Genomic DNA, 16,239 nt, shown 5'->3' on the forward strand with positions numbered 1-16,239 from the left:
AATACTGAACGTTTCTAAGTGCCAATCTTTAGGGGCGATTAAATCGCCCCTAAGAGTAAAACTTTAACCTTGAAAGATTAACGGCTTATAATTGAGTTATATTTCTCGTGCTACTTGTAATGCCTCATAAATAGCTCGTTTTGCGTCAATTGCAGATGCTAATTTTGCTCCGCCGATAACATGTACCTTTGGGTTATCAAGTAATTGAGACATTAATTCATTATTAGAAACTTGCCCGATACACGCAATAACGGTATCGACAGGTAACACTTGATCTTGCCCTGCCACTGTAATTTTAAGACCTCGATCATCAAAATGATGATATTGGCAATCAGCAATTTGTTTTACACCATGCTGCTTTGCAACTTGTCGGTGTATCCAACCTGTTGTTTTACCAAGATCGCTACCAAAGCGCCCTGCACTTCGTTTTAACATAAATAATTGTCGGTTATCTTTATGAGGATTTGGCTCACATTCAATACCCCACTGTGATTTAAAATCAGCAATGTTTTGATCTTTATGTTCACTTAAAAACGCAACCATATCAAAACCTATCCCACCTGCGCCTAAAATCGCAATAGAGTTACCGAGCTCAACTTCACCACGAATAACTTCATCGTATGAAAATACACGTTTATTGTCTGCACAGGTAAAATTTGCCTCACGAGGGCGAACGCCTGTTGCAAATACAACCTCATCATATTGCTCAAGCATATCATCAGCAAAAGCTGTATTTAACGTTATTGTGACTTTTAGGCGCTCAAGTTCATTGATGAAATAACGTAGAGTATGATTAAAATCCTCTTTACCTGGAATTCGCATGGCTAAATTAAATTGCCCGCCCATATCTGTCTTTTTATCAATCAGCGTAACCGTATGGCCTTTTTGTGCTAAATAGCAACTTGCCGATAAACCAGCGGGCCCTGCGCCAACAACTAAAACATTTTTTGATTTTGATGTGGCTTCTAATGGGTAATCAAGTTCAAATCCCGCTTGCGGATTCACCAAGCATGTCGCTCGTTTACCCTTAAATACGTGGTCTAAACAGCCTTGATTACAGCCAATGCAAATATTAATGTGTTTACTTTGCTGTGCTTGGTATTTATTAAAAAATTCAGGATCAGCCAGTAATGGCCGCGCCATCGAAATTAAGTCAGCATCACCTGCGTTTAATATTTCATTCGCAATATCCGGCGTGTTTATACGATTAACAGCAATCACTGGAACACTGACAACTTCTTTTAATCGTTTTGACGCTTCTTTAAAAGCACCTGGCGGCACCATACTCGCAATTGTTGGCACTCGCGCTTCATGCCAGCCAATACCTGTATTAAATATATCGACCCCAGCCTGCTCTAATGCTTTGGCTTGAGTCGTCACTTCATCAGGTGTTGACCCATTAGGGATCAAATCCATCACTGATAAACGAAAAATGATTAAAAATTCTTTATTTACTTTTGCCCGTACTGCTTTGACTATCTCTAATGCTAAGCGCATACGATTTTCTAAATTGCCACCGTATTTATCTGTGCGTTTATTGGTATGCGGAGCCATAAATTCATTGATCAAATAGCCTTCAGACCCCATCACTTCAACGCCATCGTAGCCAGCCTTTTGTGCTAAATAGGCAGAATGGGCAAAGTCTTTTATGGTTTTTTTAATCGAACTGAGCGACATTGCTTTTGGCTGATACGGATTAATAGGTGCTTTAATTGCGCTCGGTGCTTGATTAAATGGATGATATGCATAACGACCAGCATGTAATAATTGTAAGCAAATCTTACCGCCATGCTGATGTACAACATCGGTGTATGCGCGGTGCTTAAACACATCATAGTAGCTGTTAAAAGATGACGATATAGGCGTTAATTTACCACGTAAATTAGGGCTGTACCCACCTGTGATCAACATTGCCGTGCCACCTTTGGCACGCGCTTCATAAAACGCACTTAGGCGTTTTCGGTTATGCCACCCCTCTTCAAGGCCCGTATGCATTGAGCCCATTACCAAGCGGTTACGTAATTGTGTGTGTTTTAATTGTAATTGTTGTTCTAACATCCTCTGCCCCAATCAACTGGTCTAACCTCTATACATTAGCGAATTTTGCTTGATTGGCAAGTAATAAGCAACAAAAGTGATAAATTATGTAACATTTTCGCATAAACAAGGTTAAAAAATCATTCGTAAATACTTAGTTACGATTTAACAGTTAAATAAATTTTTATTCTGGGCTAATATGGAGTCAGATATAAGCTGTACCAAATTAAGGATCTATTTTGATTGCAAAGATGTTTAAAGGACTGTGGGCAGGAATTAACTTTTCACGCCGCTTAGTTCTCAATTTTTTATTTGTGCTAATTGTTATTCTTTTCATTGTGTCAATTGCCAGTGATGGAGATGAAATTAAAGTAGCAGATACATCTGTACTTAGGCTCAACCTCAATGGTCCAATCGTAGAAGAAAAAATCTACGTGGATCCAATTGAAGCGGCTATCAATGACGCCACAATGAGTAAGGATGAGCCAGCTGAAATTTTACTTGATGACATAATAGAAGTAATTGATCAAGCAACTGAAGATAAACGTATTTCGGTTATTTTGTTAGATTTACAAAAAATGCCAAATGCGCATTTAAATAAATTAAAGCAAATAACCCAAGCGTTAGAGCGTTTCAAAGCTGCGGATAAAAAAGTCATTGCCACTGGTTATTATTATTCACAAGCACAATACTATTTAGCTGCTCATGCTAATGAAGTATCGATGCACCCTTATGGCGGCGTCGAAATTCAAGGTTTTGGTATGTACCCGCTGTATTTTAAAGAGGCCTTGGGGAAACTCGGTATCACTCAGCATATATTCCGTGTTGGGACATTCAAATCAGCTGTTGAGCCGTTTATCCGTAATGATATGTCAGATGCAGCCAAAGAAGCCAACAGCGTGTGGTTAAGTGCATTGTGGAAAGAATACAAACAAGATGTGGCCGCTGCTCGTCCGTTTGATGAAACAAATTTTGATGAAACAATGGATGTGTTCCTTGCAAAAATGCAAGCTGTCAATGGTGATTCAGGTAAATATGCGCTTGAGCATCAATGGGTAGATTCATTAAAAACTAATCAGCAAGTTCGTCAAGAACTTATCGCGTTAGTCGGTACTGAAGAAACAGGCAAGACCTTTAATCAAGTATCATTTAAAGAATATTTATCATTAATTAAACCTCCCATTACATTTGATAACCCAATGACAGAGAAAGTAGCTGTTGTTATTGCACGCGGCACTATTTCTGATGGTGAACGTAAAGCCGGTGAAATTGGTGGTGATTCAACCGCAGCCTTACTTCGTAAAGCGCGTTTAGATGAAAAAGTGAAAGCGGTTGTGCTACGAATTGATTCAGGTGGCGGTAGTATGTTTGCCTCTGAAGTTATTCGTGCCGAAGTGCTCGCACTAAAAGCAGCAGGTAAGCCTGTGATCGCTTCAATGAGCTCAGTTGCAGCGTCTGGTGGTTATTGGATTGCTTCTGCGGCCAATGAAATTTGGGCTGCGCCTAGCACCATCACTGGTTCAATTGGTGTATTCGGTAACTTTATGACATTTGAAAATACCATGGCTAAATTAGGTGTTTACTCGGATGGTGTAGCTACAACGGAAATGGCGGGTTTATCAATCGCACGCCCACTTAATGCAAAAATGGCACAAGTAATTCAATTAAGTGTTGAAGATGCTTATCAACGCTTTTTAGAGGTGGTTGGTGAAGCGCGTAACATGACCCCAGAGCAAGTAGATAATATTGCTCAAGGCCGCGTTTGGATTGCAAGCCAGGCACAAGAACTTGGTTTAATCGATAAACTAGGTAATAAACAAGATGCAATTAAAGCGGCGGCAGAACTCGCTAAGCTTGACTTTTATGAAGTTAAAACTATTAAGCATAGTCTGTCTGCTGAAGAGCAACTAATGCAAGATATTTTTGGAAATGCATCTATCAAATCACTGATTGGCTCACAAAGTACATTGCAAAATGCCTTATCAAATAAAGCATCAATCACTGGTTTAGTTAAGCAATTAACTGCTGAAGTTGAAAGCTTACAGGATTATAACGATCCGCAAGGTATTTATGCTCGTTGTTTAGTGTGTAATATTTCACAATAATGCGAGTTTCAGTTGGAATTAAAAGCGATTTAGACAAGGCATTGATTGCAAAGAATGGTTATTCCCTTGTTAAAATCAATAACGCGGTATAAATCGCTTTTAAACCAACTCGTTGGGCGTTTCACAGGTACTTACTCTCATCGTTGTTACTTCTTAAAAGGGACTGCCATTCTTGCAAAGTAACGCCTTGATATTAAGCACCTGTGAAACGCTGAATTCTGCATCTTGAGGTAGTTTAGGTATATAAGCTGTAATCGCAGCCACTAACCGTTATACTAAGCCCAGTTTTTTTACTGGGCTTTTTTATGAAACGTAAACGTATTTATATCGCATACACTGGCGGTACGATTGGGATGAAAAAATCGAGCCGAGGCTATATTCCCGCTGAAGGTTTTTTAACGCAAACCGTAGAAAACAATGCTGAATTTAATCGTGATGAAATGCCCCTATTCGATATTCACGAGTATTGCCCACTAATCGACTCTTCAGATATGTCCCCTGCTCATTGGCAATTAATTGCTGACGATATTAAAAGCAAATACCAAGATTACGATGGCTTTGTGGTGCTTCATGGTACCGATACCATGGCGTATACTGCATCAGCATTGTCGTTTATGTTTGAGAACTTAACAAAACCTGTCATCGTTACTGGCTCACAGATTCCGCTCTCGCAACTGCGATCTGATGGCCAAGTAAATTTACTCAATGCCATGTATTTAGCGGCTAATTACCCTATCGCAGAAGTAAGTCTCTTTTTTAATAATCAACTATTTCGTGGTAATCGCGCCACTAAGGCACACGCTGACGGATTTGATGCGTTTGCATCCCCTAACCTTGATCCATTGGCATTATCCGGTATTAACATTCAATTACTAAAGGGACAGCTAAGCCCTTACGTTGAGAACGAACTTCAAATAACTAAAATAACACCACAGCCTATTGGGGTTTTATATTTATATCCTGGGATCAGCCACGCTGTTGTAAAAAGCTTAGTAAATGATAATATTAAAGCCTTAGTGTTATTAAGCTTTGGTGTTGGTAATGCGCCACAAGATCCAGATTTTCTAGAAATACTTTCCAGCGCCAGTAAACGAGGTATGGTTATCGTCAATCTTACTCAATGTTTAAAAGGCCATGTTAATATGGGTGGTTACGCAACAGGTAACGCATTACTCAATATTGGTGTGATCAGCGGTTACGATATGACATTAGAAGCATGCTTAACGAAACTACATTACCTACTTAGTCAAAAACTAGAAGTAGAAACTATTCGTCATTTAATGCAAGATAATTTACGTGGTGAATTAAGCCGGTAACAAATAGCTTTCTAAACGAAAAAGGCACGCTATTTAGCGCGCCTTTTTCGTACTTAAACAGCAATTAACGTACTTTCGCGTCAATCTCTACTAAATCAGTTAAATGGCACACTTCACCGCTGTGGGTTTTAATACCATGCTCACCAAAATAATCGCGTTGAGCTTGCACTAAGTGACCATTACTTGGTGTAGTAAGCGTCGCAAAATACGTTTGTGTAGAACTCAGTACCGGAAATGCTAACCCTGTCATCATTGCTTGTCCGCAGATCTTACGCAGTGCTAACGACTCTTTTTCTAGTGTATCGATAAACTCAACACCTTCGGCAATATTATCTAAATAATCTGCACGAATGATACAACCAGCACGCCATGTTTGTAATGTTTTAGACAGGTCGACTTTCCACTGATGCGCACGCGATGCACCCTTGATAAGCGCAAGACCTTGACGATATGCTAATAAACTAGCAAACAAAAAAGCATCTTTAAGTTCGTCTAAATCTAATTCAACATGTGTGGTTGATTTAGCAGCATAGGCCATTTCTTTTGCGGCGTGTGTATCACCTGTGTTTGTTAAATGACGTGCTTGAACTGCTGCAACCAACGAAGGAACCGCAATGCCTAGCTCTAACGCATTCTGTGCCGTCCACAAGCCTGTGCCTTTTGCGCCAACTTTATTATCAATTAAATCAACTAATGCTTCATCTGCATTTGTTTCAAGCGATAAAATATGGCTTGAGATAGATAATAAGTAACTATTAAGTGACCCTTCAGACCATTGATTAAAGATCTCAGCTACTTCGTGCGGACTGCGCTTAGTCCCTAAACGTAGTAATTGATACATTTCTGCAATTAACTGCATTAGTGCATATTCAATACCGTTATGCACCATTTTGACAAAATGGCCACTAGCAGATTGACCTACACGGGCAAAACACGACTCACCCTTGTAACTTGCTGCTACTTTTTCAAACCATGGCTCGACACGCTCCCAGCCACCTTCTGAACCACTTGCCATCATCGCAGGACCATGGCGAGCACCTTCTGCCCCGCCAGAAATTCCCATCGTTGCAAATTCAAATTTGTTTTGATATTTCAGCTTCCGAGTGATGCCGTCTTTATAATTACTATTACCGCAATCAACGATAATATCGTCACAATCAACGCCCGCTTCAACTAGTTCACTGCAAACTTTATCAACTAACTCACCCGCTGGCACTAATAACAAAATTGAGCGAGGTGGCGTTAACCGTTTAACCATATCACCTAAATCAGAGACAATGTGCAAACGATCTGCCATGCCTTGTAATTTAGCACAGCTTAGTAATTCTTCGCCCGCATCCGGGTTTTTATCATAAGCTACTAGTGTCATTCCTTGCTCAATCAAATTGAGAGCAAGATTTTTACCCATAACGCCTAACCCGACTAATGCAACTTGCATTTAGTGTCCTCCTCGGTAACAACTATTGGTTAGAAAATGAAAATAATACCGCGCGCATTATACCCAAGCAGCTTAAAATTGCGAACTTAGACATTAGATACAACGCCGAGCGCAAAACAAATGCGCACATTGCAGGGATTATATCAAACAACCGTGGTTGCAGGGTGATAATTTCACGGTTGGGATTTCATTATTCGTGCATTGACGGAACCTGACACCGGTGTCATAATGTCGTCATATTAATTTTGTATAAATAATGACAGCAAAAGAATAACTAATTACTATTCTTCCCTGTTATTCAAACTGTATATTTCATTGCGCTAAAGCCTATGAATATAAATAATGAAAATAACCGTCAACCTGCTTACATCGTAAGCTCACAGGAGAATTTGATGCTTAGACGCACAAAAATAGTCGCGACCCTTGGACCTGCAACCGATCGAGATAACAACTTAGAAAAAATAATTCGTGCCGGTGCAAACGTAGTGCGCTTAAACTTCTCACACGGTATTGCACAAGATCATAAAGATCGCGCTCAAGCTGTACGTGATATTGCAAAAAAATTGGGTAAGCACATTGCTATTTTAGCTGACTTACAAGGCCCTAAAATTCGTGTATCAACGTTTAAAGAAGGCAAAGTAAGTTTGACTGTTGGTGCTAAATTCATTCTTGATGCAAAAATGGAAAAAGGCCTAGGCGATATTAATGGCGTAGGTATTGATTATAAAGAATTACCACAAGATGTTGCCCCTGGTGATTTACTCCTTTTAAACGACGGTTTAATTCAATTAACAGTCGTAAGTGTTGAAGGCCATTTAGTACATACCACAGTTGCTGTCGGTGGTGTGTTATCAAATAATAAAGGTATCAACCGTTTAGGCGGTGGTTTAACAGCACCCGCTTTTACTGAAAAAGATAAAGAAGATTTATTAACAGCTGCTGAAATTAACGTTGATTACATCGCAGTATCATTCCCACGTAGTGGCGATGATATGCGTTATGTACGTTCACTTGCTGAAGCTGCGGGTTCTAATGCACAGCTTTTAGCAAAAATTGAACGTGCTGAAGCGGTTGAAACTGTTGAAGCTGTTGATGATATTATTCTCGCTTCAGACGCTGTGATGGTTGCCCGTGGTGACCTAGGTGTTGAAATTGGCGATGCTGCTTTAATGGGTAAGCAAAAACTAATTATCCGCCGCGCTCGCTCACTAAATCGTACTGTGATCACTGCAACGCAAATGATGGAATCGATGATCGATAACCCAATGCCAACTCGTGCAGAAGTGATGGATGTTGCTAATGCTGTACTTGATGGTACTGACGCAGTAATGCTGTCAGCTGAAACTGCTGCCGGCGATTACCCTGAAGAAACCGTAGCAACTATGGCACGTGTTTGTTTAGGTGCTGAATCACAAAAAGAAACGCACGTTTCTAAACATCGTTTAGATAGCCGTTTCTCTTCAAACGCTGAGTCAATCGCTTTATCTGCAATGTACGCAGCAAACCATTTAGATTCAGTAAAAGCAATCGTTACATTAACTGAGTCAGGTAGCACAGCTAAACTAATGTCTCGTATTAGCTCTGGTTTACCTATTTTCTCATTATCTCGTCATGCAAGTACACTCGGTCAGACAGCGCTTTACCGTGGTGTTTACCCGGTGTTCTTTGATTCGACTAAATGTGAAAAAGATAATATGGTAAAAGATGCACTTAGCACCTTAGTTGCCGCTGGTTCATTGCAATCAGGCGACACCGTTATCATCACTCATGGTGATACGATGGAGACTATTGGCGCAACCAATACGATGAAAATAGTTACTGTTGCTTAGTTAAATCTTAGTCCTACAAAAACGCGAGCTTTTGCTCGCGTTTTTACGTTAAGGCTCTTAGTTAAAACACAGCGTATAAAATACTCAACTTAATCCCCTAATTCTGGGTAATAAATTTAGCTAGCTAAAGCTGCCTTGACTTTATCGCGGTAGCTACGGCTTACTTTTAACTCTTGCCCATTATCAAGTACAAGTAAATACTCACCACTTACTTGCGTTACTAATTTATTAATTTGTTTTGTATTTACAATGGCACTACGATGAACGCGCACAAATAATTGTGGATCGAGCTCTTGTTCTAGTTCTTTCATCGTTTTACGTAGAATATGCGTTTGCCCATCTTGGCAATGCAAACACATATAATCGCCAGCTGCATCCACCCATTGAATTGTCGCCACAGGCACACGGATTATTTCCCCTTGCTCCTTCACGGCTAAAGACTCTGGATAGCGACGATCTGTTAACGTATCTCCCGTCGCCAACTTTTTCAAAATCTCTTCACAATTATTACCCGTAATTCCAGCAACAAAACTCGCCAATTTCTTTTTATGTGCGTTGTCTTGTTGCGTCTTCAAGTAAGTATGCACTTTTTCTACCGCCTGTTTTAGTCTGTTGTCATCGACTGGTTTAAGAATATAATCTAAAGCATGAATTTCAAATGCCTTGACTGCGAACTGATCAAATGCGGTTACAAATACAATAGCAGGTAACGCCCTTACGCTACTGCTTAATGTTCTAGCAACTTCAAAGCCATTCATACCTGGCATTTGGATATCTAAAAAAACTAAATCTATATTCCCTGCAAGACATGCATCAATTGCCTCTTGGCCCGAGCTACACAACTTTATCACTTCGATATCGTCAAAGTCTTCTAATCTCACCGCTAATCCTCTACGAGCTAACGGTTCATCATCTACAATCAGGGTTTTAATCTTGCTCATTTTTCACAGCCTTTTCAAACGGAACACGCAGATTTACTTTCAATCCACTTGGCGTATTATGTGATAATACAAACGAATAGTTATTTTCATACAAAGTCTTTAGGCGATCTTTGGTGTTTGCCACCCCTACCCCTTGTGCATTAACTAATTGACCATTAACTAGCTCAGTGCCAGGGCCATTATCACCTACTTCCAACAATAGTTCATTAGCAAATACCTGTGCTTTGATATCAATCACTCCACCTTGCGCTAAATGAGCTATCGCGTATTTAATCGCATTCTCTATTATAGGTTGTAATATCAAACTAGGGACTAATGCTTGCTTTGCTTCATCACTTACTTGCACATTGAGCTTTAAACGTTCATCAAAACGCACTCGTTCTATCTCAAGGTACAACATAAGTGCATGCAACTCTTGCTCTAATGGCACTTTCTTAATTGGATCAGTATTAAGTGTATAACGCAAAAAGTCACTTAACTTAGACACCATTAAATTGGCATCTTTATTCTCTTTTACCAATATTAAGGTTGAGATAGCATTCAAGGTATTAAATAAAAAGTGAGGATTAAGCTGGTATCGCAGCATTTTTAATTGCGCTTCATGGGCCATCGTCGTAGCCTTTAATGCTTTTTGACGCTCACTTTGCAATAACTGATAATACTTTATACCAAAGTACAAACCACTCCAGCACAATACAATATAGACTGAGTCTAAGCCTTGCTGAAAATAATAAAACCATTCTGAAGGACGATAACCATGTCGATATATTTCCCACAGATTAAACTTTTGTACAACTGCCCATAAAGTGCCTGTTACGTAGGAAGCACTAAATACAACAAGCATGAGCACCCAAGGGGATGCATTCCATGCTTTGCGATACATATAACGCAGTGGCACAGTCATTAAGCAACCCGCATATGCATTGAGTACAATGACGAATACGTAGATGTCGCGCATTTCAAAGACTTTTGAGCCAATATAATTTACTAGTGCATAACCAATCCAGCCCGCGATCTGTAATACCCAGAAAAAACGTTGGCGGTTGTCGACTAATGATTGCCAATTCAAAATAGTTAATTACCTCATTAATTTATAATTATTATATAGCGTTAGCTAGGATGGGATCACTACCAACTATCTCGCTTTTCACGAGCCTTACCGCAAAGATATCTACAGATGATTTGAGCATACTTTATTTTAGCCACAAAAAAAGGAGCCATAGGCTCCCTTTTAGTACTTATTTAAAAAGCTTAAGCTGCCGCTAGGCCTTCTTTTGCTTTTTCAACAAGCGCTGCGAATGCAACTTGATCATAAACAGCGATATCTGCAAGGATCTTACGATCGATTTCTACAGATGTCTTTTTAAGACCATTGATAAAACGGCTGTAAGACAGACCATTTTGACGTGAAGCAGCATTGATACGTGCAATCCATAATTGACGGAAAGTACGTTTCTTCGCACGACGGTCACGGTAAGCGTATTGACCCGCTTTAGTAACAGCCTGAAAAGCTACGCGGTAAACACGTGAACGTGCTCCGTAGTAACCTTTTGCTTGTTTTAAAACTTTTTTGTGACGTGCACGTGCGACAACGCCGCGTTTAACTCTTGCCATTTCTAAAAACCCCTATTAAGCGAACGGTAACATACGTGAAACTAGACCATGGTCATTTTTATGAACCATCATCTTAGGACGTAGGTGTAGTTTACGCTTAGAAGTTTTCTTAGTCAGAATATGACGAAGATGCGCTTGTTTACGCTTGAAACCGCCAGAAGCAGTCTTTTTGAAGCGCTTAGCTGCGCCGCTGTGACTTTTTAGCTTATAAGCCATTGCAATAACTCCAAATGTATTGCTTTAAAATTAGTAAGCAGGCGTGAGATATATTTCTATAGCTCCACTTTTAGGCCTAACTTACTGCCATGTTCCGGTGAAAACCCAGCATAAATGCCGCAGTTTTACTTTAATACCGGTTAACTCAGGTGAATATTTACATATTACTTGCAGACCTGAGCTAAATTCGGTGCATATCTTAGCGCGTTTATTGCTTTTTAGCAACAGGTGCCATCATCATAACCATTTGGCGACCTTCAACACGATTTGGGAAAGACTCAACAACTGCAAGTTCTTCTAAATCGGCTTTGATACGGTTTAGTAATTCTATACCAATTTCTTGGTGGGCCATTTCACGACCACGGAAGCGGATGGTAATTTTAGCTTTATCGCCACCTTCTAAGAACTTACGTAAGTTGCGAAGCTTAACCTGATAATCGCCTTCATCCGTTCCCGGACGGAATTTGATTTCTTTTATCTGGATCTGCTTTTGCTTCTTTTTCTGCTCTTTCAGTTCTTTGCTTTTTTCAAAGATGAACTTACCGTAGTCCATGATTCTACAAACAGGCGGCTCTGCATTAGGGCTAATCTCAACAAGATCAACACCCGCGGCATCAGCCATTGTTTGCGCGTCTTTTAATGACTGAATTCCAGCTTGTTCGCCTTCAATGTCAATTAAGCGAACTTCTTGAGCTGTAATTTCTTCGTTAATACGATTTTTTTGGGCTGTTTGTTGCCCTTTCTTGCCGCCTCTAATAGTACGTTCCTCCAAGAATATCAAATAATAAGCGTGTAGTTAGCTGTTTTGTAAATGCCCTACACGCTGGATTTTTATAGTCGATTTTTAATTTCTTCGCTAATTTTAGCGACAAATTCATCAACATTAAATTTGCCCAGATCTTCACCTGTGCGGGTACGCACCGCTACTTCTTGTTGTTCAACTTCTTTATCGCCAACAACAAGTAAGTAAGGAATACGTTTTAATGTATGTTCACGGATTTTAAAGCCAATCTTCTCATTTCTCAAGTCAGCAGTGGCTCTAATTCCAATTTTATTTAATTTTTGTACAACTTCTTGCACATAACCAGCTTGTTTATCTGTGATATTCATAATCACAACTTGCTTAGGCGCAAGCCACGTTGGGAATAAGCCCGCGTACTCTTCTGTTAAGATACCGATAAAGCGTTCGATAGAACCTAAAATAGCACGGTGAATCATAACAGGCGTACGGCGTTCGTTATTTTCAGCAACATAAGTTGCCCCTAAACGCCCTGGTAATGCAAAATCTAGTTGCACTGTACCACACTGCCACGCTCTGTCTAAGCAATCGTACAAAGTAAATTCAATTTTAGGACCATAAAAGGCACCTTCGCCCGGTAGGTAGTCAAATTCAATGTCATTTGCTTTAAGTGCGTCAGCTAATGCAAGCTCAGCTTTGTCCCACATTTCGTCATCACCAATACGCTGTTCAGGGCGTGTTGACAACTTAACAACAATTTTTTCAAAACCAAACGTTTCGTATGTGTCGTACACCATTTTAATACATGACGATACTTCGTCCATGATTTGTTCTTCAGTACAGAACACATGGGCATCATCTTGTGTAAAGCCACGCACACGCATTAAACCGTGTAGTGCACCTGATGGTTCATTACGGTGACAACAACCAAACTCTGCCATACGCAGTGGTAAATCACGGTATGATTTTAAGCCTTGATTAAATATTTGTACGTGACCTGGGCAGTTCATTGGTTTAATAGCGTATTCACGCTTCTCAGATTCAGTGGTGAACATTGCATCTGAATATTTATCCCAGTGACCTGATTTTTCCCACAATGAACGGTCCATCATCATTGGACCTTTTACTTCTTCATATTGGTATTCACGTAATTTTTCACGTACAAACTCTTCTAACTCACGGTAAATGCTCCAACCATCGTTGTGCCAAAATACCATGCCTGGCGCTTCTTCTTGCCAATGCCATAAATCAAGTGCTTTACCAATACGACGGTGATCACGTTTTTCAGCTTCTTCAAGGCGTTTTAAATAAGCTTTAAGCTGTTTTTTGTCGCCCCATGCGGTGCCATAAATACGCTGTAGCATTTTATTATCTGAATCACCACGCCAGTAAGCACCGGCTACTTTCATGATTTTGAAATTTTGGCAAAATTTCATGTTTGGTACGTGTGGACCACGACACATATCAACATATTCTTCATGCTGGTATAAACCAGGGCGATCATCTTTACTGATGTTTTCGTCAAGAATCTCAATTTTATATGTTTCGCCGCGCGCTTCAAATACATCGCGCGCTTCTTGCCAGCTTACGGTGTTCTTAACCACATCGTAGTTTGTTTTAGCTAGTTGTAACATGCGTTTTTCAATGGCTTCTAAATCATCTTGAGATAACGATTGCTCCATATCGATATCATAGTAAAAACCATTATCGATTGTTGGACCAATAGCCATTTTCGCATCAGGAAACAACTGCTTAACCGCATGACCAATTAAGTGGGCACATGAATGACGAATAATCTCAAGGCCGTCGTCATCTTTTGCGGTAATGATTTCAAGACGAGAATCTTCACAAATTTTATCACATGCATCAACGCGCGTACCATTAACTCGACCAGCGATAGTCGCTTTGGCTAGACCTGGTCCGATATCATTCGCTACGTCAAGAGTACTTACTGGGTTTTCGAAACTACGCTGACTGCCGTCAGGGAGAGTAATAACTGGCATTATAAATCCTTGCTACAGTGGTGACGCCTACAATGCATCACATGTATTTATTTAATTAAAATGAATGACTCTACAACGCTTTTACGAATAAGCATTGTTAAATTCAGCGTTAAACGCTAATGCACTTGTTGAGTCTTACCAAGTACAATTAGTTATTGTCGCGTTTGAAGCAGTTAAATACAAGTATTTAGCCAGACAAATTGACAAATAACCCTCGCATTTCATACTTACATAGAATTTTAGCTGTTGGACTACTTAATGACTGCGCCAAACCGTATATGCTTTGCCACGCTTAATTTACTTAATTTTGCGGTACCTCCTTATTCATTTTATCAATTGCATGAACGCTATAATGCAACTCAATGGCAACAAAAACTGCAGTTTATTACTGGTTTTTTACAGCAAAGCCAAGCGACTATCGTCGCATTTCAGGAAGTCTTTAGTCCAAATGCATTGCAAACACTTTGTAAAGACCAAGGCTATGATCATTTCGCTACTGTGGCAGCACCACGAAGCGATAATCTTTATCCACAAGTCTTATTTAACCCTGTCGTTGCAATTGCTTCAAAAATTCCTTTTACGCAATGTATCGAATTAACCCCTTGTCCTGAATTACTTGAATATTTAAATAACCAAAATGAATTTAAATTTAATAGAACACCTATCAAGTGCAGCTTTAGTATTCCTAAATTTGGTGACTTGACCTGCTATGTAGTGCACTTTAAATCACAACGGGTGCATTCAATGGCGCATATTTTGAATATTCATAATCAAGAAGATCCGTTACTTAATGTATTGCAGCAAACAGTGGGTATGATGCAATCGCAAATATCTCGCTCTTTAGAAGCGTCTATTGTTTACTATGATGCACTTAAAACACAACGAGAAAAAAACTGTGCCACAATTGTTATGGGTGATTTTAACGATAGCATTCACAGCCCCGCATTGTCATTTATGACCACAGGATTCCCCCCGTTGCAAAGTAATTCGTGTTTAAAGATCGATCAACCAGTAGTTGGTTTATCAGATGCATATGAATTAAGTACTCAATGCGATGCGGGACAGAAAAAGCCTCCCAGTCATTACTACAAAGGCCAAGGCAATGTACTTGACTATATTTTGACCTCAAGTCATTTTAATACGCACTGTGCTTTATCACGAATAAAGTCTTTAGATTATTTAAGTTTTGATTCACATCTGAACCCCCAATTGGTTGAAGAAGATATTTGTGTAAGTGATCATAGTGGGATAGCAATTGAAATAGGTTTTTAAAATGCGCTGTTTTTAAGACGTTTAATTGATATAATATGATTAAACTAGTTATTAGAGAATGACAATGAGAACATGTGGTGTAGAAATTACCGGTAGTGACGTACTACTGTGTATTTTAACTAAAGATAACGATGTATTTGATATACGTGATATCCGCCAAACTCGCTTTACTTTAGGCAATGGTAACGACACTGAAGTTATGCGTAAATTTCAGTTCGATTTTGCAAAATTAATGCAAGATTACCAAATTGACTCTGTGGCAATTCGTCAACGTGCCCCTAAGGGTAAATTTGCAGGTAGTGCAAATGGCTTCAAAATGGAAACGGCTATCCAATTGATCAAAGAATTAGATGTCTATTTATTCAGCACAACTGAAGTCAAAGAACAGTTAAAGCGAAATCCAATCCCTATCGATTTTGCAGAAACTGGACTTAAAAAATATCAAGAAAATGCGTTTGTGAATGCATACGTACACTTGATGAAAAAAACATATCGTAGTGAAGAGCTTTAATTTTTCAAAGTAGCGCTTTATTGATTATAATTGCTTGATCTGAAGCCAAATAAATTAACCTACGACACAACGCCAATGTGTGCTGTTATTCAGCATATCTCATTGGCGTTTTTTATTGCCCTGTTTTTTGTCCTAGGCTCATCCCCCCTGCTACATTGGTCTTAGAAGCCTTTCATTTGTCGACAATTTATGCTTTTCTTGTTTTTGTATACTCACAC

Annotated in this window: 13 protein-coding genes; 5 read left to right on the forward strand and 8 right to left on the reverse strand. The window is 39.5% G+C overall.

The window, feature by feature from the left end:
- Positions 1-96 precede the first annotated feature (96 nt).
- Complete coding sequence (locus HH219_RS10200; protein WP_169327390.1) at positions 97-2,058, reverse strand: NADPH-dependent 2,4-dienoyl-CoA reductase; 1,962 nt, start codon at positions 2,056-2,058, stop codon at positions 97-99.
- Positions 2,059-2,276: 218 nt separating this feature from the next.
- Between HH219_RS10200 and sppA the strand changes: the two genes are divergently transcribed.
- Both sppA and ansA read left to right on the forward strand, forming a co-directional pair.
- Positions 2,277-4,142 carry a signal peptide peptidase SppA gene (sppA, locus tag HH219_RS10205; RefSeq protein ID WP_169327391.1) on the forward strand — a complete coding sequence of 622 codons (1,866 nt, stop codon included), beginning with the start codon at positions 2,277-2,279 and terminating at the stop codon, positions 4,140-4,142.
- A 305-nt stretch (positions 4,143-4,447) separates the two neighbouring features.
- On the forward strand, positions 4,448-5,458 hold the full coding sequence (gene ansA, locus HH219_RS10210) for an asparaginase (RefSeq protein WP_054204697.1): 1,011 nt from the start codon (positions 4,448-4,450) through the stop codon (positions 5,456-5,458).
- A gap of 64 nt (positions 5,459-5,522) precedes the next feature.
- On the opposite strand, the gene gndA is transcribed toward ansA, so the two are convergent.
- Positions 5,523-6,896: an NADP-dependent phosphogluconate dehydrogenase gene (gndA, locus tag HH219_RS10215; RefSeq protein ID WP_054204698.1), complete on the reverse strand. Its 1,374-nt coding sequence runs from the start codon at positions 6,894-6,896 to the stop codon at positions 5,523-5,525.
- A 392-nt stretch (positions 6,897-7,288) separates the two neighbouring features.
- Here gndA and pyk point away from each other — a divergent pair, with 392 nt between their 5' ends.
- The gene (pyk, locus tag HH219_RS10220) at positions 7,289-8,725 is read left to right on the forward strand and encodes a pyruvate kinase (RefSeq protein WP_054204699.1); all 1,437 of its coding nucleotides are present in this window, start codon (positions 7,289-7,291) and stop codon (positions 8,723-8,725) included.
- Between the two features lie 116 nt (positions 8,726-8,841).
- Here pyk and HH219_RS10225 read toward each other — a convergent pair whose 3' ends face one another.
- From HH219_RS10225 to thrS, 6 genes are all read right to left on the reverse strand, one after another.
- Positions 8,842-9,666: a LytTR family DNA-binding domain-containing protein gene (locus tag HH219_RS10225; RefSeq protein ID WP_054204700.1), complete on the reverse strand. Its 825-nt coding sequence runs from the start codon at positions 9,664-9,666 to the stop codon at positions 8,842-8,844.
- Positions 9,653-10,735: a histidine kinase gene (locus HH219_RS10230; protein ID WP_054204701.1), complete on the reverse strand. Its 1,083-nt coding sequence runs from the start codon at positions 10,733-10,735 to the stop codon at positions 9,653-9,655. The genes HH219_RS10225 and HH219_RS10230 overlap by 14 nt, the downstream gene beginning before the upstream one ends.
- A gap of 182 nt (positions 10,736-10,917) precedes the next feature.
- Positions 10,918-11,280, reverse strand: a complete 363-nt coding sequence (gene rplT, locus HH219_RS10235; protein WP_004587841.1) for a 50S ribosomal protein L20 — start codon at positions 11,278-11,280, stop codon at positions 10,918-10,920.
- 15 nt (positions 11,281-11,295) lie between these two features.
- Positions 11,296-11,496, reverse strand: a complete 201-nt coding sequence (gene rpmI, locus HH219_RS10240) for a 50S ribosomal protein L35 (RefSeq protein ID WP_002960713.1) — start codon at positions 11,494-11,496, stop codon at positions 11,296-11,298.
- Between the two features lie 208 nt (positions 11,497-11,704).
- Complete coding sequence (gene infC / locus HH219_RS10245; protein ID WP_082355596.1) at positions 11,705-12,268, reverse strand: translation initiation factor IF-3; 564 nt, start codon at positions 12,266-12,268, stop codon at positions 11,705-11,707.
- A 59-nt stretch (positions 12,269-12,327) separates the two neighbouring features.
- The gene (thrS, locus tag HH219_RS10250) at positions 12,328-14,238 is read right to left on the reverse strand and encodes a threonine--tRNA ligase (RefSeq protein WP_169327392.1); all 1,911 of its coding nucleotides are present in this window, start codon (positions 14,236-14,238) and stop codon (positions 12,328-12,330) included.
- 258 nt (positions 14,239-14,496) lie between these two features.
- On the opposite strand from thrS, the gene HH219_RS10255 reads away from it, so the two are divergent.
- The gene (locus HH219_RS10255; protein ID WP_169327393.1) at positions 14,497-15,510 is read left to right on the forward strand and encodes an endonuclease/exonuclease/phosphatase family protein; all 1,014 of its coding nucleotides are present in this window, start codon (positions 14,497-14,499) and stop codon (positions 15,508-15,510) included.
- 64 nt (positions 15,511-15,574) lie between these two features.
- The gene (locus tag HH219_RS10260) at positions 15,575-16,021 is read left to right on the forward strand and encodes a DUF3010 family protein (RefSeq protein ID WP_054204704.1); all 447 of its coding nucleotides are present in this window, start codon (positions 15,575-15,577) and stop codon (positions 16,019-16,021) included.
- Positions 16,022-16,239: the final 218 nt, after the last annotated feature.

Origin of the sequence: Pseudoalteromonas sp. NEC-BIFX-2020_015 (genome assembly GCF_012952265.1) — a bacterium.
Taxonomy (GTDB): domain Bacteria; phylum Pseudomonadota; class Gammaproteobacteria; order Enterobacterales; family Alteromonadaceae; genus Pseudoalteromonas; species Pseudoalteromonas neustonica.

Excerpts from the sequence above, each read along its gene's own strand:
- HH219_RS10200 (WP_169327390.1), bottom strand. The coding sequence starts at position 2,058 with ATGTTAGAACAACAATTACAATTAAAACACACACAATTACGTAACCGC.
- ansA (WP_054204697.1), top strand. The coding sequence starts at position 4,448 with ATGAAACGTAAACGTATTTATATCGCATACACTGGCGGTACGATTGGG.
- gndA (WP_054204698.1), bottom strand. The coding sequence starts at position 6,896 with ATGCAAGTTGCATTAGTCGGGTTAGGCGTTATGGGTAAAAATCTTGCT.
- pyk (WP_054204699.1), top strand. The coding sequence starts at position 7,289 with ATGCTTAGACGCACAAAAATAGTCGCGACCCTTGGACCTGCAACCGAT.
- HH219_RS10225 (WP_054204700.1), bottom strand. The coding sequence starts at position 9,666 with ATGAGCAAGATTAAAACCCTGATTGTAGATGATGAACCGTTAGCTCGT.
- rplT (WP_004587841.1), bottom strand. The coding sequence starts at position 11,280 with ATGGCAAGAGTTAAACGCGGCGTTGTCGCACGTGCACGTCACAAAAAA.
- rpmI (WP_002960713.1), bottom strand. The coding sequence starts at position 11,496 with ATGGCTTATAAGCTAAAAAGTCACAGCGGCGCAGCTAAGCGCTTCAAA.
- thrS (WP_169327392.1), bottom strand. The coding sequence starts at position 14,238 with ATGCCAGTTATTACTCTCCCTGACGGCAGTCAGCGTAGTTTCGAAAAC.
- HH219_RS10255 (WP_169327393.1), top strand. The coding sequence starts at position 14,497 with ATGACTGCGCCAAACCGTATATGCTTTGCCACGCTTAATTTACTTAAT.
- HH219_RS10260 (WP_054204704.1), top strand. The coding sequence starts at position 15,575 with ATGAGAACATGTGGTGTAGAAATTACCGGTAGTGACGTACTACTGTGT.